The 15943-nt window shown below is 56.0% G+C and carries 16 protein-coding genes and 4 pseudogenes; 11 read left to right on the plus strand and 9 right to left on the minus strand.

Translation table 11 applies throughout. The features are described 5' to 3' along the window. Positions 1–111 precede the first annotated feature (111 nt). From ACK3BB_RS26855 to ACK3BB_RS26865, 3 genes are read right to left on the minus strand one after another with little or no spacing between them, the layout of a single operon-like run. On the minus strand, positions 112–1464 hold the full coding sequence (locus ACK3BB_RS26855) for an NAD(P)H-dependent oxidoreductase (RefSeq protein WP_428929850.1): 1353 nt from the start codon (positions 1462–1464) through the stop codon (positions 112–114). Next, positions 1461–3173, minus strand: a complete 1713-nt coding sequence (locus ACK3BB_RS26860; protein ID WP_428929851.1) for a dihydroxy-acid dehydratase — start codon at positions 3171–3173, stop codon at positions 1461–1463. Before ACK3BB_RS26860 ends, ACK3BB_RS26855 begins: the two co-directional genes overlap by 4 nt. Before the next feature lie 2 nt (positions 3174–3175). Continuing rightward, the gene (locus ACK3BB_RS26865) at positions 3176–4063 is read right to left on the minus strand and encodes an NAD(P)-dependent oxidoreductase (protein ID WP_428929852.1); all 888 of its coding nucleotides are present in this window, start codon (positions 4061–4063) and stop codon (positions 3176–3178) included. Between the two features lie 568 nt (positions 4064–4631). Between ACK3BB_RS26865 and ACK3BB_RS26870 the strand changes: the two are divergent. The 3 genes and pseudogenes from ACK3BB_RS26870 to ACK3BB_RS26880 all read left to right on the plus strand — a co-directional run. Further along, a pseudogene (locus tag ACK3BB_RS26870) lies at positions 4632–5235 on the plus strand (IS256 family transposase); the annotation flags it as partial. Positions 5236–5578: 343 nt separating this feature from the next. After that, positions 5579–6010 (plus strand): hypothetical protein, encoded by a 432-nt coding sequence (locus ACK3BB_RS26875; RefSeq protein ID WP_428929853.1) that lies wholly within the window; start codon positions 5579–5581, stop codon positions 6008–6010. Positions 6011–6137: 127 nt separating this feature from the next. Continuing rightward, positions 6138–6581 (plus strand): DUF2199 domain-containing protein, encoded by a 444-nt coding sequence (locus ACK3BB_RS26880; protein WP_428929854.1) that lies wholly within the window; start codon positions 6138–6140, stop codon positions 6579–6581. Here ACK3BB_RS26880 and ACK3BB_RS26885 read toward each other — a convergent pair. Next, the gene (locus ACK3BB_RS26885) at positions 6578–6868 is read right to left on the minus strand and encodes a hypothetical protein (protein ID WP_428929855.1); all 291 of its coding nucleotides are present in this window, start codon (positions 6866–6868) and stop codon (positions 6578–6580) included. The two genes, ACK3BB_RS26880 and ACK3BB_RS26885, sit on opposite strands and share 4 nt — an antisense overlap. Positions 6869–6933: 65 nt before the next feature. Then, positions 6934–7191 (minus strand): annotated as a pseudogene (locus ACK3BB_RS26890) (IS110 family transposase); the annotation flags it as partial. An 86-nt stretch (positions 7192–7277) separates the two neighbouring features. Here ACK3BB_RS26890 and ACK3BB_RS26895 point away from each other — a divergent pair. The 7 genes and pseudogenes from ACK3BB_RS26895 to ACK3BB_RS26925 form a co-directional block, all read left to right on the plus strand. Continuing rightward, a pseudogene (locus ACK3BB_RS26895) lies at positions 7278–7895 on the plus strand (IS30 family transposase); the annotation flags it as partial. A gap of 171 nt (positions 7896–8066) precedes the next feature. Beyond that, a complete protein-coding gene (locus ACK3BB_RS26900) occupies positions 8067–8645 on the plus strand; it encodes a TetR/AcrR family transcriptional regulator (protein ID WP_428929856.1) in 579 nt (192 codons plus the stop codon). Then, positions 8642–9520 carry an SDR family oxidoreductase gene (locus ACK3BB_RS26905; protein ID WP_428929857.1) on the plus strand — a complete coding sequence of 293 codons (879 nt, stop codon included), beginning with the start codon at positions 8642–8644 and terminating at the stop codon, positions 9518–9520. Before ACK3BB_RS26900 ends, ACK3BB_RS26905 begins: the two co-directional genes overlap by 4 nt. Next, a complete protein-coding gene (locus ACK3BB_RS26910; protein ID WP_428929858.1) occupies positions 9521–9853 on the plus strand; it encodes a putative quinol monooxygenase in 333 nt (110 codons plus the stop codon). Then, positions 9846–10535 carry an SDR family NAD(P)-dependent oxidoreductase gene (locus ACK3BB_RS26915; protein ID WP_068240799.1) on the plus strand — a complete coding sequence of 230 codons (690 nt, stop codon included), beginning with the start codon at positions 9846–9848 and terminating at the stop codon, positions 10533–10535. Before ACK3BB_RS26910 ends, ACK3BB_RS26915 begins: the two co-directional genes overlap by 8 nt. Before the next feature lie 74 nt (positions 10536–10609). After that, a complete protein-coding gene (locus ACK3BB_RS26920; RefSeq protein WP_428929859.1) occupies positions 10610–11533 on the plus strand; it encodes an MBL fold metallo-hydrolase in 924 nt (307 codons plus the stop codon). 87 nt (positions 11534–11620) lie between these two features. After that, a complete protein-coding gene (locus tag ACK3BB_RS26925) occupies positions 11621–12022 on the plus strand; it encodes a VOC family protein (RefSeq protein ID WP_428929860.1) in 402 nt (133 codons plus the stop codon). Positions 12023–12047: 25 nt separating this feature from the next. Here the strand turns inward: ACK3BB_RS26925 and ACK3BB_RS26930 are convergent, their stop codons facing one another. The 4 genes from ACK3BB_RS26930 to ACK3BB_RS26945 are packed head-to-tail and all read right to left on the minus strand — an operon-like array spanning position 12048 to position 15581. Continuing rightward, positions 12048–12845 (minus strand): alpha/beta fold hydrolase, encoded by a 798-nt coding sequence (locus tag ACK3BB_RS26930; protein ID WP_428929861.1) that lies wholly within the window; start codon positions 12843–12845, stop codon positions 12048–12050. Between the two features lie 9 nt (positions 12846–12854). Further along, positions 12855–13733, minus strand: coding sequence for an alpha/beta fold hydrolase (locus tag ACK3BB_RS26935; protein WP_428929862.1), 879 nt, complete (start codon positions 13731–13733; stop codon positions 12855–12857). Between the two features lie 15 nt (positions 13734–13748). Further along, positions 13749–14975, minus strand: a complete 1227-nt coding sequence (locus tag ACK3BB_RS26940; RefSeq protein WP_428929863.1) for a multidrug effflux MFS transporter — start codon at positions 14973–14975, stop codon at positions 13749–13751. 33 nt (positions 14976–15008) lie between these two features. Next, positions 15009–15581 carry a TetR/AcrR family transcriptional regulator gene (locus ACK3BB_RS26945; RefSeq protein WP_428929864.1) on the minus strand — a complete coding sequence of 191 codons (573 nt, stop codon included), beginning with the start codon at positions 15579–15581 and terminating at the stop codon, positions 15009–15011. A gap of 160 nt (positions 15582–15741) precedes the next feature. Here ACK3BB_RS26945 and ACK3BB_RS26950 point away from each other — a divergent pair. Continuing rightward, positions 15742–15936, plus strand: a pseudogene (locus ACK3BB_RS26950) (integrase core domain-containing protein); the annotation flags it as partial. Positions 15937–15943 lie beyond the last annotated feature (7 nt).

Consider the following 15943-nt stretch of genomic DNA (forward strand, 5'->3'; position numbering starts at 1 on the left):
TCTATACTTATCAGTTGGTTGGTATCTATGTTGCGGTCTCGCAAAAAATGAAAACGGGCGGCGTTTTAATGCGCTGCCCGAATTCCTGTGAATCTCTTTACGAAGCTTCGTCTAGGCTGCTCGGTTTTTTGAGATACTGACCTCCACTTCCCGCCGCAAACGGTAAGCGTCCGTGTTCGTGTCGGCCTGCACGTCACTCCATTTGACCGGCTGGCCTTCAGGAACATCTCTGATCAAAGTGACATTGTGGGCAAGTCCGAGTGGGACGTAGCCCTCAGCAACAGAAATCGATGCTGGGCGAAGACCACCGGCCACGGTGTATCCACCCTCGCCATCAAGGATTTCACCCTTCTTCAGCTCTCGCTTTGAAACGGCCGCAACATCGGCGCGGAATTCATGCGCCGCCCCTGTGGGCTCCTTGCGAATGCCAACAGATGCGACCGAGATCCCGAGCTCCAGCCCGATCAAGTGCCAGCGCTTGTAGTTGCACATGTAGCGTCCGCTGTCGTCGGTTACGACTTTGTACTCTTCAAAGCAGTTGCGCAGATACTCGGTGTCCCCTTCAAAACAGACCCAAACCCCCTTCCGGATGTCATGCGGGATCTGCTGTCCTTCTGGTGTCAGACAAGAAATGACATCGACCATACCCTTGTGATCCAGCACCCCGCCCTCTGACCGCGGCCGCGCCAGATTTGGAACGTCGTCGATCCCACCCGAAGGGAAGACCAGGCCGTTTTCAGGGGCATCCAACCCGCACACATTGGCGATGGCCGCACTTTCAATGGCGGGTTTCGAGCCGTCCAAAAACGCATTGAACATCTTGGGATTCAGCCGACCGCGTTCCGCTTGCTCTTTTGTCAGGCCCCAATGATCCCACACGGTATCAGGCGTCGATTGCCGATAGTGCGGCATCCACTTGTGGCCACGACCAGCCGCAACGACGCTGAAACCGCAGCCCCGCGCCCAATCAACCAGGTCACTGGCAAGCGCCGGCTGATCTCCATATGCCATGCTGTAGATCACACCGGCTTCGCGAGCCTTATTGGCCAAGCCAGGCCCAACAAATGCGTCTGCTTCAACTGTTACATTGATGATGTGCTTGCCGTTCTCGAACGCCTTGAGGCAGTGCGTGACGGCTGCGATCGGGTTCCCTGTGCATTCAATGATGATTTCAATTTCCGGATGCGCTATCAGCGCTTCCCAATCATCGCCGACGAAGGTTGCGCCTGATGTTGCCGCATCATCCAGGCTGGATGCTGAGTAAGCCGCAGCATCCCAGCCAACGAGCTTCATATTGGATTTGGCAGCATCAGGACGCAGATCAACGACACCAACGATATGAATCCCCTTCAATCGAAGTGCCTGTGCAAGAAACATCGTGCCAAACTTACCCGCACCGATCATTCCAACACGAACCGGCTGGCCACTCGCTGCGCGCTCCTGAAGTTTCGTAAAGAGGTTCATTCGGCGTTCTCCTTGGACCAGCCTTCTTGCGTGAGGAAATCGAAATCGCAGCCTTCGTCGGCCTGCAGAACCGTCCGGCTGTAAAGCCCGCGATAACCGCGATTTTGCAGCTCCGGGCGCTTGTGCTGTTCGAGACGGCGGGCGATCTCGGCGTCATCGACCAGCAGATCGATGCGCTTGTCAGCGACCGAGAGACGTACACGGTCTCCATTCTCGACAGCCGCCAGTGGCCCTCCAACCGCGGACTCGGGTGACATATGAAGAACGATGGTTCCGAAAGCCGTTCCAGACATCCGCGCGTCTGAAATTCGTACGATATCCTTGATACCTTTCCGTGCCAGTTTCTTTGGGATCGGCAGATACCCGGCTTCCGGCATTCCCGCAGCCACTGGTCCTGCATTCTTCAAAACCATGATGTCGTTTGGCTCAATGTCGAGGTCCGGATCGTCAACGCGCCTGGCGAGATCTTCGAGACTGTTGAAGACAACGGCGCGGCCTTCGACTTCGAAGAGATCTGGTGTCGCGGCAGCGCGTTTGAAAATGGCCCCCTGAGGCGCGATGTTCCCATAAAGGCTTATCAATCCGCCCTCATTTGAAACAGGATCGTCAAACGAACGGATCACCCGGCGATCAACCCAATCAGGCTCATCGTCCAGACGCTCCGCCAGGGTTTGACCTGTTACATCCACCGTATCGAGGTGCAGGAGGTGGCGGATCTCGCGCAAGACTGCTCCGACACCGCCAGCGGCATAGAAGTCTTCCATGTACCCCTCACCTACTGGCTTCAGATCAACCAGAACCGGCGTTTCATCCGAGATTTCATTGAGGCGTTCGGGTGATATCCGGATGCCGAGACGACCCGCAACGGCTGTAAGGTGAACGATGGCATTGGTGGACCCGCTGACGGCCATCAGCACGCGGAAAGCGTTCTCTACCGACTTCTCGGTGATGACCTCGCTTGGTTTGCGAGGGTTCTGGATCAGATCAACCGCCAGTTTGCCGCATTCCTCAGCTGCGACCAGCCTGTCAGCGTGAACAGATGGTATGGCCGCCGTGCCAGGCAAAGACATCCCTAGCGTTTCGGCAATGCACGCCATGGTGCTCGCTGTTCCCATGACTGCACAAGTGCCGGCAGTTGTCGCCAATCGGCCCTCGATCTCCGATATCTCTTCCCCTTCGACCTCACCAGCGCGGAACTTTCCCCAAAAACGGCGGCAGTCAGTGCAGGCGCCTAGGCGTTCACCCTTGTGGCGACCGGTCATCATCGGGCCGGTCACAAGTTGAACGGCCGGAATGTCAGCGGATGCCGCACCCATCAGCTGAGCAGGAACTGTCTTGTCGCAACCACCGATCAAAACTACCGCGTCCATTGGCTGCGCGCGAACCATCTCCTCAGTGTCCATGGACATGAGGTTCCGGTAGACCATGCTGGTCGGGTTCAGAAAGACCTCGCCAAGTGACACCGTTGGGAACGGTCGCGGCAAAGCGCCTGCAGCCAGCACCCCGCGCGAGACAGCTTCGACGAGCTCAGGCATCGCTCTATGACAGTTGTTGAAGCCCGAAGGGGTCATGGCGATCCCGACAATCGGCTTATCGAGCATTTCCCGCGACAGACCCATCGAGCGAGCAAAAGACCGACGTAGGTACGCGGCGAAATCCTTGTCGCCGTAGTTTGTCAGCCCGCCCTGAATACCTTTTCCTTCAGCCATCGTTACCCCTCCTTCCGACAATTGATGCCAAGCAACCGCTCATAAACGAGCACCATCGCGCCCTTGTCTTTGTCCCCATGGCCCTCAAGAAGCGCCTGCTGATAGGTGGTTGTGGCAGCGGCCAACACAGGTGCCGGGATCTGATACCGAGCTGAGATTTCAGCACCACTTATCAGATCCTTGTAGGCCGCTTGCAGCGGGTAGCCGGTGTCAAACTTGCCTTCGAGGATCTGGGGAATGAAATATTCCGACGCATAGCTGCGGCCGGTCCCTGAGTTCACCACCTCGGCGGTGTTTTCCGGATCAAGGCCCAGCTTCTTTGCCATCGGCAGGATTTCGGCCAAGGCTGCCACGTTGATGTCAAAAAGAAGCTGATTGATCAGCTTTGTGAGCTGGCCTGAGCCGACAGCGCCAGTGTGCAGGATGCGGTTCGACATTGTTGCCAGGGCCGGTTTCAGCGCTTCGACAATCTCACCGTCGCCTCCGATCATCATTGTCAGAGTGCCCTCCTCGGCTCGCTTCCACATGCCAGATACGGGCGCATCCAGAAAACGCAGGCCAAGGGCTGAAAGACGCTCGCCAATGCTGAGCGTCAGCCCGTATTCTATGGTCGAGGTATCGATAACAACCGTGTCGGCTGAAAGATGCTGTGCAATCCCATGTTCAGGGTCGAACAGTGACTTTTCCACGATCCCACCACTTGGCAAGCAGGTAATCAGCACGCCCACGTCTGAGAAATCTGCAGCACTACCGGCCTTCTTAGCGCCGGCTTCGGTGGCGGCATTCATAGCGTCTTCGCTGAGATCAAAGACCATTACGTTGTTTGAGCAGGCAAGGTTCACCGCCATTGGTGCACCCATCTGACCCAAACCGACAAAACCAAATCGCATGACGACCTCCTTCATTGTAAGCCTGAAGCAGGACTAGCATTGCCATTCCGGTAGTGTGGCATTCCAAATCGAGAAGGACCCGGTCGAAGATAACGGTGTTGAGGAAGTTTGCAAAAAGTTGAACTATACTCCGAGCTTCGTACACCGAAGCAAGCTACAAATTTTAGTACCAATCCACCACGAGAAGACGGTAAAGGATTCTTGACACAATAGAACCATCCGCGTGAATTTAAACCGAAGTGTTTTTTGTGGCGTTAAGGGTGAACTGACGATTGATGTGTTGATGTGCCTGATTGGCTCTTGCACGTCGACGAACATTTGGCTTTGCTGCGGGTGCGTAACGTTACCGTCGGCGATCAGGAGGTAGCCTGCTACAGTCAGGGGCAATCGTCGCTTACAGTGGCGCAGAAACGGCCCGACCGAAGTTCGACGGTGATATGTTCCCGACGCTTTTGAGCGTCCGCGAAGACAGGGGGAACTACACGGTGCGTATAGCATGAGTAACAGCGGGATGGGATTTTGTGCGGCTCGTCAGTTAGGTCGCCTGTACCTGGACTTAGGAACGGCCGCCGTTGACAGCTGGCGTGCGCTGCTGCTCGATCTCAAACACCGGGGCCTGAAGCAAGACCCCAAGCTGGCCATCGGCGACGGCGCCCTTGGCTTTCTGGGCCGCCCCGCGCGAGGTCTTCGCCACGACGCGGGAACAGCGCTGCTGGGTCCACAAGACCATGAACGCCCTGAACGCGCTGCCGAAATCGTTGCAGGCGAAGGCAAAGGGGCACCTGCATGACATCTGGCTGGCCGAAACCAAGGCCCAGGCCAGTGCCGCCTTCGATTATTTCGTGGAAACCTATGGGGTCAAATACGACAAGGCAGTCGCCAAGCTGGCGAAAGACCACGACGCGCTGCTCACCTTCTATGACTTCCCGGGCGAGCACTGGAAGCACATCCGCACCTCGAACCCGATCAAGAGCACCTTCGCCACCGTTCGCCACCGCGCGAAGCGCACAAAGGGCTGTCTCAGCCGCAGGACCGGGCTGGCCATGGCTTTCAGGCTGATGATGTCAGTGCAGAAGAAATGGCGCAAACTCGATGGCCAGAACCGCCTGCCCGAGATCATACAGGGGATTGAATTCCGAGACGGCCTGCGCCAACGTCAAGCCGCCGTCTGATCAGGCGTCACCAACTTTTACGCATATCTCCTTGGCAAATGAAGGGAACTACCCCCGATGGAAACTGGGGGACTATCTGTTGCCGTCCTACGCAAACAGCCTGATGGGAAGTGGCTGTTGGTTTTCGACAACCCGTTTGGTGGTCAACATCTAGCGAACTGATTGGCCTGAGCATCGTGTGGCGGTACAAAACGCAATGTTCGCCATACTTTGAACGCCTTTGATAACGAACGCGTGAAAACAAATAGCGATTTCTTGAGAGTGATCATGGAACTTAGCTGTTAACAAATATCTGACTACTAACAATGTTTCAGCCTTCGTTAGCAGAGGAGATAGGAAAGCAATGGCTCCCCAAGACTTCATATATCCCGATGCCGAGATTCCGGAAAACGTAGGGAAATACCCGGCTTCGTCTCAGGCCGGTGGTGGCTACGTTTGGGACGAGGTCCTGGAGTACCGGGTCAGGTGCTTTCCCCGGAATGGCGCGGCGGACATCGCGGACGGCTGCGACTACTACTATGCCTTTGTGACATTTCTTGAGGCAAAAGCCTTTGCTGAGGCAACAACTGGCCCAAACAACCCTTTGGCACTTGTACTGCAACAAGAACACATTGAAGAGCTCCGCGAAGGGGACTACAGGCACATCAGAGAGAAACGCATTACAGAGTGGCCCGTCGCTTTTCTGCGCAGACCAAAGCGCACCCCGAACACTATACCCGACTTTCTTACGGTAGATGCGCCAGTCAACCGGTTGGCAATCTTAAGAGGTGAATGATGGCTTCCAGCCCTTACAATCTAGCGGCCTGTCGGGGTGCAAGATGACCTCTTCAGAGCGTGTATTCGAATACATCTGTGTCTGCTGCGGCATTCCGTGCAAAGGAACTCCAGCCTTCGGATACGACATGCCGATTGAAGTCATGGACATCCCAGAAGACGAACGCCCCGAACGAGTCTGGTTAGACGCAGACATCTGCGCGATCGATGATCGCCAATTCTTCGTGAAAGGGTTACTCGACATTCCGGTTCAAGGCGTCAAAGAGCCGTTGAGCTGGGGCCTGTGGGTCACCCAAACGGAGGAAGAACTGAATGCATATGAGGATACCCGTGGATCCGATCGAACCGGTGTTGTGACCCGAGGCCAGATAACGGTGACAATGCCCGGATATCACTGTTTGGACCAGAGCGGGAAGAACCATCGCCTGAGTTGCGAGCTGATCGGCCAGCCTTGTGGCCTCCGCCCGATCATTAACCTGGACCCTTCAAAACACATTCTCTATCGCGACCACAAGTTTGGTATCAGCTGGGATAGGGCTACTGAACTTGTCGCAAGAGTGCCGCATCATTAACCATGACCTATTGGGATGAACTGCCTTCCCGCGAAACCGCAGCTATTGTTGCAGGCATAGGTGGAGAGAGGAGCATTCTCATGGGTATTGAAGTATTGGGCATTGATCTGGGCAAAACCGTTTGTAGCCTTACGGGATTGGACGCAACAGGCGCGGGCGTGTACCGCAAGCGCCTTCAACGGCACCGGTTGCTGGACTTTTTGGAAGGTTTGGATCCCTGCATTGTTGCGATGGAGGCTTGCGGTGGCGCGCATCACATTGGTCGTTTTTGCCTTCAACACGGACATGAGCCTCGGCTAATATCGCCGCTTTATGTCCGGCCTTACGTAAAGTAATGATCACCTCTCCATTATTTCACAAACGGCTTCACGTAGGCCGCCGGGACAAGCCGAACCTTGTGGCCGTGCCGTTGTGAAACTCGGCCCCAGTGGTGCGACGTGGCACAGGCCCCCATTGCCACGATACACGCTGGCTGCTCGGCAAGAAGCGCCGCCAGCCGTGTCCGGGGCAAACCTCGGTTGTATAGAACCGTCCCCTCCGGTCCAACGGCGCAGACCTGAAAGCTGCCCTTTGCCAGGTCTATCGCCAGCATGTTGATCTTCGTCGTCATCGGTTCGCCCTCCTCTTGGTTCCGATGGGAACCATCATGGCATACGAGATGCCGCTGGGTGGGGGCATCCACCGCATCAGTTCAATGGCATGAAGGAAGATCTATCGTGGTACTTACCAGTGCACCGCCGCAAGCGTCGCCCTCGGAAAGGACGTGCTCCACGCAAACCGAAAATCAACCCTGAGCTTGGGATCGATAAACGTCCTGAAATCATTAGAGAACGGGTCCAATTTGACCACTGGGAATCTGACTTAATGCTGTTTCGTCAGAAGTTTGGCAAATCGAATATTACATCTCTCGTTGAGCGTGTTAGTCGATTTACGGTGCTTTTACTAAATGGCAACCGAACGACTACTCTGGTCATGGGGCAGTTAGTAAAGGTCATGCGCACCCTGCCCCACAATGCCAGGCGCTCAGTCACTTTTGACCGCGGATCGGAATTCATGGACTGGCCGTATCTTCAAGCCGAAGTCGGTACTCAGACATGGGCCTGCAAGCCATCAGCACCATGGCAAAATGGAACCGTCGAAAACACCAACCGGCGTGCCCGCCGCTGGTTGCCCAGAGAACTCGACCCCACGACGATTACAAATCATCATTTGGAAATGATTTGTGCCCGTCTCAATCGAACCCCGCGCAAATGCCTCGGATGGAAAACACTGGCCGAAGTCTTCAAGGAAAGGGTCTTGGACAAAGCCGCATGAAGCTCCAAAATCAACCCGGATCAAAAGTTGCAGTTCACTTAGCGTTCACAACAAGTGATAACAGTTACGTGATGGGAGTGTGCGTTTAATTAATAAGAGACTGGTCTAATATCCAATGGGAAACAACCGGAGTCAGTGAAATTGGCACGTCAAAGAGATGAAGACGCACAGATGATGAGCCGCGAGAGGCTCCTGGAGGCAGGTGAGCATGCCTTTCGAAAGGCGAGTTTTTCCGAATGCGGGATCAACGATATCTTGTCAAACTCAGGAGTCCCAAAGGGATCTTTTTATCACCACTTCACATCCAAAGAAGCGTTCGGGATCGCGGTGGCCGATCGTTACAACGAGACGCAGATCACAGCAGCCCGTGCGTGCCTAGAAGATCCGTCGCTGCCCCATATCGATCGCGTGTGCTCTTTCTTTGAGCGCGCGCGCGAGGACATGGGGAAGCGTCAGTTCGCGCAGGGATGCCTAATGTGCAACCTCTCGACCGAACTTGCCGACGAACGGCCAGCCTTCCAAGCCGCGTTGGACACGCATTGGCAGGGCATGACCGCCGTGTTGGCTGAGTGCCTGAACAATGTCGATCTCTCCGAAATCGGGCTGGAGCATCTTACTCCGGCACAAGCCGCTGACTGGCTGATGAACGCCTGGAGCGGAGCCTTAACGCGTATGAAAGCCAGTGGAAGTGACGAACCGCTAGCGCTCTTCATGCGAACAATTTTCAAAACCAAGGAACGGCAACAATGACACCTTCAAAAACAATTCTCATCACCGGCGCAAGTCGCGGAATTGGCCTGCGCACGGCCAAATCGCTCGCCGCGCGCGGGCACACTGTTTACGCGGGGATGCGCGATGTGGACGGGCGCAACAAAGCTGCTGCCGATGAACTCGTTACCTTTTCCGGAGAGACAAGTGGTCGCATTCTCCCTATCGAACTGGACGTAACGGACGAAGCCGCCTGCGTCGCAGCGGTCACAAAAACCGAAGCGGAAGCCCCAATAGATGTGCTGATCAACAACGCGGGCATAATGCCCGTTGGTTTGACCGAGGCTTACACGCTTGAGCAGGCCCAAGACCTGTTTGACGTGAACGTGTATGGCATCATGCGGATGAACCGCGCGGTTCTTCGGCAGATGCGCACCAGAAAATCTGGCCTTATCATCAGTCTAAGCTCTGCTGCGGGCCGCTTTGGGATGCCGTTTTTTGGGCTGTATTGCGCCAGTAAGTGGGCAATGGAGGCCTATTGTGAATCGCTGCACTTTGAACTGGAATCCCTTGGCATCGAGTCAATTCTGGTCGAGCCCAGCGGCCACGGAACCGATCTGGTTACAACGGCCCCAGCACCAGCCGATACGGCGCGCGTTCAGGACTATGGAGACTTGGCTCAAGGTCGCGACCGACTTCTTGGAATGTTCCAAGGCATGTTTGACCAAGGGGATGCCAGCACAGACGCCAGCAACGTCGCAAACCGGATCGCGGACCTTGTGGATATGAGCGCACCACGCCCGATCCGTACCCAAGTTGGCCACGATATGGGTGTTGCTGCCGTTAACGAAGCGGTCTTGCCGATCCAAGCCGAACTGATCAAAGGGCTAAAGCCTGTTTATATGGGGGAAACGTGAATGACGGAGGCGCTACCCAAACTGTTCCTGTTCGCAGAGATCCAGATCAAGCCCGAGTATTTCGAAGAGGCCAAAGCCGCCTTGGACCAGATCATTCCACCTACTCTGGAGGAGCCAGGTTGCCATGTGTTTGCGGCATTCACCGGCAAGGACAAGAGCAACACCTTGCATCTGTTTGAGTGCTTTGATGATGAGGACGCCCTGAATTTCCACTATGCGCAGGACTACACGGCAAGTGTCTTCAAGAAATACGAAAACTGGTTAAGCGCCCCGGTCGAAATTACCAAAATGTCGGCCATCTCGCCAGTGTCCTGGGAGCAGTTCCATGGGTAAGGTGGCACTGATCGTTGGAGCAGGCCCCGGTCTCGGGGCCTCGCTAGCCAAAGCATTCGCGCAGGACGGTTATGATGTGGCGCTCGCTTCGCGGCGCTCAGGGTCTTTGTCAGAACTCTGTTCCGAGATTGGCGCAAAGCAGTACATCTGTGATGCCTCTGACGCCGAAAGCGTAGAAAATCTATTCACGCAAGTTGACGACGACTTGGGACCACCAGACTTGGTTATCTACAACGCGGGCGCCTATACGCGCGGCCCCATTGCCGAACTTGATCTGGATGTTGTGCGCGCAACCTTGTCGGTGAACGGTTGGGGGGCACTGGTTGTTGCCCAAGCTGCGGCGCGGCGGATGATCCCAAGGGGCAGCGGCACAATGCTGTTCACCGGCGCATCGGCGGGGTTGAAGGGGTTCGCGCAATCGGCACCTTTTGCGATGGGAAAATTTGCGCTGCGCGGACTGTGCCAAAGTCTTGCACGCGAGCTGGCGCCCAAAAACATCCACGTCGCCCATATTGTTCTGGACGGTGTGGTCTTTCGGCCTGAACGCGGCGAACCCTATGCGAACGCCGATACGGCGCTGCACCCCGATGAGATCGCCAGAACTTATCTAGAGTTGTCCCGTCAACATAATAGCGCATGGACATACGAGATCGAACTGCGCCCCTATGTTGAGTCCTTCTGAAATCAGGCCGCAAGCCGCCATTCGGAGCACCTGTGCTTCGGCATCCAACGTCCCGCAAAATGAAAGAACACCACATGACACATATTAGTTTTTCCCGCCGCTCGTTTTCCCTTGGATTTGGCGCTGGAGGCTTAATGTTTGCTGCAGGCGCTTCGCCTGTGTTTGCGGCAACTAGGACAGTTCAGTCCGCCCAAGTTGGCGAAATCAAGGTCACCACTGTTTCAGACGGATACATTGACTTTCCAACAGGCGCGTACACGAATGTCGACACAGAGGTTCTGGCAGGACTTGGCGACAACCTCCGGCTTGGTGCGAACGTCTGGATCATTCGCAGCGGCGCGCGCAACATTCTGGTTGATGCGGGTTCTGGCAGTTTCATGGGTGACGCGGCTCCGGGTGTTGGGAATTTGAATGAACGGCTGCATGAGGCAGGCACCACGGCACGAGAAATCACCGATGTCATCGTGACCCACATGCATCCAGATCATATCGGCGGGTTGCTGGTCGGTGGGCAGATTGCCTATCCGAACGCCCAATTCCACGTTTCAAATGACGAGTGGGGATTCTGGACCAGTGAAGAACTGTTGTCTGCGGCACCTGAGTCAAATCGGCCGATGATCATGGGCATCCAGTCCATTGCAACAGCAATCAAAGAACGCGTTACGTTTCACCAAGGGGCGTATGATCTGGGGGTCGGTGTTTCTGTTGAACCTGCCCCGGGCCACACACCTGGCCATATGGTGGTGCGAGTTTCCTCGGGTGGTCAGCAGTTCTTCTTGCTGGGGGATGCTGTTATCTCGCAAGATCTGCAGTTCCAACATCCTGAAGCATATTCGGCATTTGATGCAATCCCCGATCTTTCTGTCAAGACACGCAAGGACCTGTTTGATAAGCTGGCCGCTGATGAGATCGCGTTCTCGGCAACGCATCTCGCGTTTCCAGGTGCTGGATATGTCTCTAAGCGAGGAGCCGGGTACGTGTTTACCGCAATCGGTTAGGTTTTTGCACCTCTGCAGCCCATAGCGAGCGTGTGATTGCAGAGGTGCAAAAAGTCTGCACACCGGGCACTAAAAGGAACGTGACCAATGACTATTGATCGGATGGATCACTTTGTTCTAACTGTCGCCTCTATCGAAGCGACATGTGAGTTCTACGCTAGGGTGTTGGGGATGACGGTGACTGAGTTTGCCGGCGGCCGCAAAGCGCTCTCTTTTGGAGCGCAAAAAATCAACCTGCACCAGAGCGGGAGAGAGTTCGAACCCAAGGCGCATTCTCCCACAGCCGGCAGCGGGGATTTTTGCTTGATATCGGCGATTCCGCTCGAAGAGTTTGTTGGCCACCTTGAGGCGTGCGGGGTTGCCATTGAAGAAGGTATCGTTCCACGGACGGGGGCAACTGGCCCGATCAGATCAGTGTACTTGCGAGACCCTGACCAGAACCTGATTGAAGTATCCGAGTACGCCTGCCCCGAACCGGAGCAGGCATAGTTTATCAATTCTAAGGTGCCGTTGTTCAGGTGTGGGTTACAAACTCGCATACCGCCTCAACGGTTTTTGCGTCGGCCAACAGCCGCTTATGCCCCAAGTCATCAGTTGCCAGAAGGCGTGCCGAAGGCCACGCAGCGGCCAGTTCTTTCGCCTCGGCAAACGGGATTTCCCTATCGCCTGTGTCATGGACAATAAGGGCTGGCTGCGGCAAGGACGCCTGCAAAACATTACCCTCAAAATCGGATGGGTGCACCCCAGCCAGCTTGGACATTTTTTGCAAAAACAGCTCGGTGCCTTCGTGGGAAAGCTTGACCAGCGCACAAACCAGCCGCAGGCGCACCTCGACCGAGACAAGCGGGGCAATCAGAACAAGCCTGTCTGACGCGACCCCATTCGCCGCCGCATGCATAACAGCGTTCCCACCCTGGCTGTGCCCGATCATGGCATGAAACGGTCCGAATTTTGCGCTGGCAGCCTGAACGGCCTGCGATGACAACAGCGGATCAGCACGAAGAGAGCCTGCCCGTCCGTGGCCCGGCATTTCCAGCGCGATTGACTTGAAGCCAGCCGCGCCAAGCCGCGTGATCACTGGCGCAAACTGGCTGTAGCGGCCCTCATAGCCATGGGCCAACAAGACGGGCCTGCCCTCCTCGCCCCAGGCATGCGCCCAAGACCCGTCAGAAAGCTCGGTGCTTTGCGCCGGATCAGAGAGTGTCTGCTCCCATGGTCTTGGTTCTGAATTTCGGACCACAAACATTTGGGTAAGAAGCCCGTCCGTTGCGGCATTGATATCAAGTGAAGATAAATCTGGAAAACTGCGCATGTGAAGCTCCTACGCTTGCGTCTCAGGGCGCGCCAACCACTCAACCAAGCGCTGCGTCAGGCGCTCTGGCTGCTCGTGTTGTGCAAAATGTCCGGTGTCTGCCCAAGCATTTATCGTCAGATCGCAGCTGACATAATTCCACAGCCCGTTCAGCCCGTCTGCCAGCAGGTAGGGGTCGTTCGTTCCGTAGATCACCAACGTCGGCATAGTGATCATCGGCGGCGCTTCAGGGTATTCGGCGTAAGGTTCGCTTGGGAACAGAACACGGTAATAGTTCAGCATCGCATCAAGGTTGGAACGGTCCATCGCAGCCTGATGCCGGGGCTTAAACGCAGGGTCGCTCACCCAAGCACTGATTTGTTCACGCGGGATCATTTTGCGTGCCCCCGGTGTCTGGAAAAGACGCGCATAGGCGCTTGCCTCGACCTGGGCTGGGTTCACAACCAGTTCGTGCGCGACAGCCCAAGGATGCGGGATGTTGACGATGCCAAGGCGCGCCACCAGATCGGGGCGCTGCATGGCGACATGCCATGCGACAAACCCGCCCCAATCGTGCCCAATCAATGTCACCGGCCCTGCGCCTATGTCGTCGATGACGGCAGCTACATCGCCGATCAGTTTGTCGATGGCATAGGCAGATGGCTCAACCGGCTGGGCACTCAGGTTGAAGCCGCGCAAATCCATAGCCGCCACGCGGTGCGTCGTGCCGAGCGCCTGCATCTGGTGCCACCACGTTAACCAGTGATCCGGGAACCCGTGAATAAACAAGACCGGCGCGCCCTCACCTAGGGCTGCGTAGTGAATTTGCTCTCCAGAAGTATCGACCGTGTGGTGCGAGACAGCCGCTTCAAGCGCTGCAATTTTAGTGTCTGATGGATGGTTGGTCATTGCATGATCCTGTTGTTAAAGGGGTGCGGTGTTTTTGGTGGCGCTCTTGGATGCGCTAAGCAGCAAGGCGATCAGGCCAAGCAGACATCCGCCAGCTTGCACGAGACCCAGCGAAACGCTGGGGTCAGTTGGTAGGGCCGCGATCAAGCCCGTGCCCAAGGCTGCGCCGATCATTTGAAAGAAGCCGAGCAGAGAAGACGCCGCCCCCGCAAGGTGAGAGAACGGCGTAAGCGCTTGCCCAGTGCAAAGCGGCAGAGACAGGCCCATTCCGAACAAAAATGTGACCGTTGCCAGTGTGAAGAAAAGCAAGCTGCCCGCGCTCAAGGCACCTGAAAGGATAAGCCCTGCACCGCCCAGTATCGCAATGGTCAGCCCCGCGATTGCCACTGCAAACGCTGATGAGCGTTTGATGAGGTGCGGCGTAACGGCCCCTGCGGCAAAGACGATGAACACCGTTGCAGCGAAGAACCAGCCGATGCCAAGTGCAGAAAACCCCATCTGGCCCAGCAAAATACTGGGAGCTGCCGAGAAGAACCCGAACAGGCCGCCCATGATGAACCCCGTCGCGAGTGTCGGCCCGAGAAACTTTGCCGAGGTGCCGACGTCAATATAGGACTTCATGGCCCATTGCTTGGCCTCAGTGCGGTCTTTCTGCGGGTGGTGCGTTTCTCCGACGGAGAGCAAATATAGGCTGCCGATCAGCGCTCCGCACAGGCCTGTAAACGCAAACGTCGCTGGCCAGCTAAGTGTCTTTTCAAGCAGCGCTCCGAACAGAGGCGAAAACCCGGGCGCCGCGGCTGATGCGACCATCATGAACGACATAGCCTTCATCAAGGCCGTCCCCTCAAACAAGTCACGCGCAATCGCACGCGATAAGACTGAAGCCGCACAGACACCAAGGGCCTGTACCACGCGCCCCGCCAAGAGCGTATTAAAGTCCTGCGCCACCGCGCAGATCAGCGAGCCGATCACAAAAATTGCAAGCCCTGTGACAATAGGCAAGCGCCGCCCGATCCTGTCAGAGAGAGGCCCAACAACAAGCTGCCCGCCTGCAAACACCAAGAAGAACACGCTCAGGGTGAGGCTCAGGCGAATGCTCGGAACATCAAAGTCAGCGCTGATTGAAGGGAAGGATGGCAGGATGATATTTGTTGATAGGGTGCCAAGCGCGGCAAGCCCTGCAAGCAGATATACGGTGCTTTTCCTTGGCCCGCGCGAGGCGGATACAGTGTAATCAGTCATGGAAAGTTTCCCGGTATTTGGCGCCTGTTCAGATCAGGTACGGCGCTGAAGGTCCGCAACAGTGGCCTCAAGTATTTCGCGGCTAAACGCGTCATCATCAACCGCGCGTGATAGGATCAATGCGCCAACCATTTGCGATAAAGCGGCCAGTGATTGCTTGCGCTTGCTGCGGGTCGCAACGTTAGGCAACAACCGCTCCAGCATTGCCGAATAGGCGTTGATCGCCTTGCCAAACACCTGCCTGATCGGCCCTGAACTGCGCGGCGCATCAGCCCCTAGCGCCGCGAGAAGGCAGCCGGTGTCGCGCGACTTAGAATGGGTTGATGACAGGTAGGCTGCGAAAAGGTTCTCAAGGTTTGCGCCATTTCCTACCCCGCTAGCCTGCTCCCAGAACTGCAAGTTCTCTTCGATGGCAGCCGCGCAGGCTTCTTCGATCAGATTATCTTTAGATTTGAATTGCTTGTAAAATCCGCCATGGGTCATTCCGGCGCTTTTCATGAGGCCGGCAATTCCAATGCCATCAAAGCCGTTCTGGCGAAACTGGCGCGATGATACCTCTACCACCCGCTGGCGGTTCTCTGCGGCCTGCTGATTGCTCACGCGCATGATATGTCTTTCCCTTGGTCGGAAACCTGATAGGGAGAATATCTCATCAATTTTAGATTATAGTCAACATCTTAAATTCACACCAATGGAGCCACCCACAATTTTTGCTGGTATGGTCTGCAAGAGTTCCTTGCATTGGCGGAGGCGCTGTCCAAGTGCTGCGGGTGCCGTGCTGCGATGGTGCCAGGACACCGGCGTCGGCTGGCATTACATCGCGCCTGGGAAACCGATGCAGAACGCATTCGTAGAAAGCTTCAACGGCAGACTGAGGGAGGAATGTCTTAACGAAAACCTGTTTGGCAACCTCGCGGAGGCGCGCCGGATCATCGAAACATGGAGGATCGACTACAACTCTGCTTCAT

It is taken from the genome of Marinibacterium sp. SX1 (assembly GCF_050389775.1).
Lineage (GTDB): Bacteria > Pseudomonadota > Alphaproteobacteria > Rhodobacterales > Rhodobacteraceae > Marinibacterium.

Coding starts and splice junctions, on each gene's coding strand:
- ACK3BB_RS26855 (WP_428929850.1), bottom strand. CDS start 1,464: ATGAACCTCTTTACGAAACTTCAGGAGCGCGCAGCGAGTGGCCAGCCG.
- ACK3BB_RS26860 (WP_428929851.1), bottom strand. CDS start 3,173: ATGGCTGAAGGAAAAGGTATTCAGGGCGGGCTGACAAACTACGGCGAC.
- ACK3BB_RS26865 (WP_428929852.1), bottom strand. CDS start 4,063: ATGCGATTTGGTTTTGTCGGTTTGGGTCAGATGGGTGCACCAATGGCG.
- ACK3BB_RS26875 (WP_428929853.1), top strand. CDS start 5,579: ATGGCTCCCCAAGACTTCATATATCCCGATGCCGAGATTCCGGAAAAC.
- ACK3BB_RS26880 (WP_428929854.1), top strand. CDS start 6,138: ATGCCGATTGAAGTCATGGACATCCCAGAAGACGAACGCCCCGAACGA.
- ACK3BB_RS26885 (WP_428929855.1), bottom strand. CDS start 6,868: ATGTCCGTGTTGAAGGCAAAAACGACCAATGTGATGCGCGCCACCGCA.
- ACK3BB_RS26900 (WP_428929856.1), top strand. CDS start 8,067: ATGATGAGCCGCGAGAGGCTCCTGGAGGCAGGTGAGCATGCCTTTCGA.
- ACK3BB_RS26905 (WP_428929857.1), top strand. CDS start 8,642: ATGACACCTTCAAAAACAATTCTCATCACCGGCGCAAGTCGCGGAATT.
- ACK3BB_RS26910 (WP_428929858.1), top strand. CDS start 9,521: ATGACGGAGGCGCTACCCAAACTGTTCCTGTTCGCAGAGATCCAGATC.
- ACK3BB_RS26915 (WP_068240799.1), top strand. CDS start 9,846: ATGGGTAAGGTGGCACTGATCGTTGGAGCAGGCCCCGGTCTCGGGGCC.
- ACK3BB_RS26920 (WP_428929859.1), top strand. CDS start 10,610: ATGACACATATTAGTTTTTCCCGCCGCTCGTTTTCCCTTGGATTTGGC.
- ACK3BB_RS26925 (WP_428929860.1), top strand. CDS start 11,621: ATGACTATTGATCGGATGGATCACTTTGTTCTAACTGTCGCCTCTATC.
- ACK3BB_RS26930 (WP_428929861.1), bottom strand. CDS start 12,845: ATGCGCAGTTTTCCAGATTTATCTTCACTTGATATCAATGCCGCAACG.
- ACK3BB_RS26935 (WP_428929862.1), bottom strand. CDS start 13,733: ATGACCAACCATCCATCAGACACTAAAATTGCAGCGCTTGAAGCGGCT.
- ACK3BB_RS26940 (WP_428929863.1), bottom strand. CDS start 14,975: ATGACTGATTACACTGTATCCGCCTCGCGCGGGCCAAGGAAAAGCACC.
- ACK3BB_RS26945 (WP_428929864.1), bottom strand. CDS start 15,581: ATGCGCGTGAGCAATCAGCAGGCCGCAGAGAACCGCCAGCGGGTGGTA.